General features: G+C 42.1%; 3 protein-coding genes and 1 pseudogene. 3 read left to right on the plus strand and 1 reads right to left on the minus strand.

Annotation, left to right across the window (positions count from 1 at the left end; all coding sequences use genetic code 11):
- The first annotated feature begins 108 nt into the window (after positions 1 to 108).
- The 3 genes from IQR33_RS20765 (at position 109) to IQR33_RS20775 (ending at position 2,009) form a co-directional block, all read left to right on the plus strand.
- Positions 109 to 687: a PqiC family protein gene (locus IQR33_RS20765; RefSeq protein WP_193837571.1), complete on the plus strand. Its 579-nt coding sequence runs from the start codon at positions 109 to 111 to the stop codon at positions 685 to 687.
- A 102-nt stretch (positions 688 to 789) separates the two neighbouring features.
- Positions 790 to 1,563, plus strand: a complete 774-nt coding sequence (locus tag IQR33_RS20770; RefSeq protein WP_017633868.1) for a hypothetical protein — start codon at positions 790 to 792, stop codon at positions 1,561 to 1,563.
- A 206-nt stretch (positions 1,564 to 1,769) separates the two neighbouring features.
- Complete coding sequence (locus IQR33_RS20775; protein WP_005385812.1) at positions 1,770 to 2,009, plus strand: hypothetical protein; 240 nt, start codon at positions 1,770 to 1,772, stop codon at positions 2,007 to 2,009.
- A gap of 60 nt (positions 2,010 to 2,069) precedes the next feature.
- On the opposite strand, the pseudogene IQR33_RS20780 reads toward IQR33_RS20775, so the two are convergent.
- Positions 2,070 to 2,375, minus strand: a pseudogene (locus IQR33_RS20780) (ABC transporter substrate-binding protein); the annotation flags it as partial.

The following is a 2,375-nucleotide window of genomic DNA, read 5'->3' on the forward strand; positions in this document are numbered from 1 at the left end:
GATGACAGAGTTTAAACCCGTACTTAAACAGCTAAACGAAAAGCCAAACTCTCTTGTGTTTGGAGAAGATGAAATCAGTGACCCAATACCAGTTAAAGGCCAAAACTAATGAAACGAGTATTCTTTCTGTCTATCGCGCTATTTGTCGGTCTAACGGGTTGCAGTAGCGCTCCGCAAACTAAAGGAGCTATGTACCTTCTACCTAAGGCGGAACCAGTGACGCTGAGCTCTTCTGATATCGCTCAGCGCCCAACTTTAGTTGTTCGTCCAGTGACATTGGCGAGTTATTTGAATGATAATGGCATTGTTTATCGAACCTCTGAGACCCAAGTTATTCAGGCAAAGCACAATCAATGGGCGCACAGTATTTCTGAGCAAATCACTCAGAGAGTCGTCTCGGAACTACGCCACAAGCAAAGTCATTACTGGCCGGCTGAAATGAATAATCTGTTGGATCAAAGCGGTGAAGCCAAACTACAGCTTACGTTAAATAAATTTAATGGCAGCTACAAAGGTAATATCGAAATTGAGGGGGAATGGTTACTCATTAATGCCGAAGGTAAGGTAGAAAACAGCGCGCCAATACAAATCTCTCAGCCGCTTCAAGATGAGGGCTATGAAGCGCTCGTCAACGCTTTATCCATAGGCATAGAAAGCCTAACCTCAGACATTGCCAAACAACTCTAAGTCAATGTTAATTACAGGGAAGCAAGTTGCTTCCCTTTTTTATGCAGAGTGTAGCGACTTCTACTAAGCTGAAAGCTGACGAAAAGCCGAAAAGGAAATTGGATGAAACCATGTAACCTGCTATCACTCTCCTCACTCATTCTTGTATTACCTACATCAGTAGCGCTCTCAGCCGAGACACAAGAATCTCGTTGGCGAAATAGCATAGAAGTGTACATGCTAGGACTGAATATCCACGGGGATACCAGTATTGGTCGCTTTTCATCAGAGGTGGATGTCGATCCTAAGTTCATAGTAGACCACCTCGATATTGGGGCGATGTTGCGATTCGAGAGTATTTACCAAAGTAAGTGGGGCTACTACATAGATTATAGTTTCATGAACTTAAGTGGTGATGTTAATAATATCAAGGGCGCTCTGCCTAACGCTCGTTATCGTGCGGACATCGAAATACGGCAAGGTGTTCTAGAAGCAAAGGCATTCCAACGCGAACAATATTCATTTGGTAAACTGGATTATATGTTTGGATTACGTTGGTGGGACAATGACATCACCGGCAAGCTGTATCGTAATGACAACCGGGTACTAGAAGATAGACTGTCATTACAAGAAGATTGGGTCGATTTTTTAGTTGGCTTGCGACTCATTGATGAATTGAGTGAAAACTGGCGATTTCATGCCAGTATCGACGCCGGACTTGGCAACGATACTCACTTCACTTATGCCATTCAAACTGGTGTTCGTTATCGCTTTAACGAATGGTCTGATCTCAACTTAGCTTACAAGTCGACCTGGGTCGATTACAAAAATGAAGAGGTATTTGAATATGATACGGCTTCTCAAGGGCTTTTAGTCGGACTTGGCTTTTACTTTTGATCAGGTGAAACCCTAGCCTATATTCAAGCGTTGTAACGTGTACTAGCTCTAGGTACACGTCTAGTGCCGCGTTACAGATGCTTAAATAAGGCAAATTGATCTTCATCAGACTATAAATTGCTCTTCGGTGTTACTCTCTGTCGCAAAATATAAAACCCCACTCTATGACCTCATATAGGTCTTGTTGATAAGGTTCCCGAGTAGCAATGTCGATTAACATTTCCGATTTAACCACCGCCCTAAATAAGGTGGAGCATATTCATAAAGTGCAGCTTGAAAACGTACATCAGTTCTTCAAAGCAAACGAAGCTTTCTCGTTGCAAACATTCAGCCAGCTGATATCAAGCGACTCGCTTGATGATCGATTTAAAACCATCGATAAAGCTTTCTCTTTGCTTGGTGATGCAAAAACCTACCTTTTAGAAGTGTCTTACCTTATTAAGTAAAAAAGAAAGCCCCGATAAAATTCATTACCGGGGCTATCATTTTCTATCTAAACTAATGACTTACAATTTGTAACGATCATCAATTACCGTTAATTCTGGGAAGGTTTTACCCTCGTCCATCGCTTCCTCTGTCTCTTCTTTTACTTGGTTATCAATCCAGAAATTACCGATATCCATTGGATGAAGCACCCATTCTGTCGCTTTTGTCATGCCGTTTTTAGGAATTTTAACCCAGCGCCAATGAGCAACTCGAGAATAAGGCACCATATAGCCAGGAACGATGATATTTGCTTTGCTGACATAGTTTTGGATTTGATGCGACAAGTCGTAACGCTTCTCCTGATCAAACTCAGAGTCATACGCTTC

Source organism: Vibrio sp. OPT46, from assembly GCF_015163535.1.
GTDB lineage: Bacteria > Pseudomonadota > Gammaproteobacteria > Enterobacterales > Vibrionaceae > Vibrio > Vibrio alginolyticus.

Excerpts from the sequence above, each read along its gene's own strand:
- IQR33_RS20765 (WP_193837571.1), top strand. The coding sequence starts at position 109 with ATGAAACGAGTATTCTTTCTGTCTATCGCGCTATTTGTCGGTCTAACG.
- IQR33_RS20770 (WP_017633868.1), top strand. The coding sequence starts at position 790 with ATGAAACCATGTAACCTGCTATCACTCTCCTCACTCATTCTTGTATTA.
- IQR33_RS20775 (WP_005385812.1), top strand. The coding sequence starts at position 1,770 with ATGTCGATTAACATTTCCGATTTAACCACCGCCCTAAATAAGGTGGAG.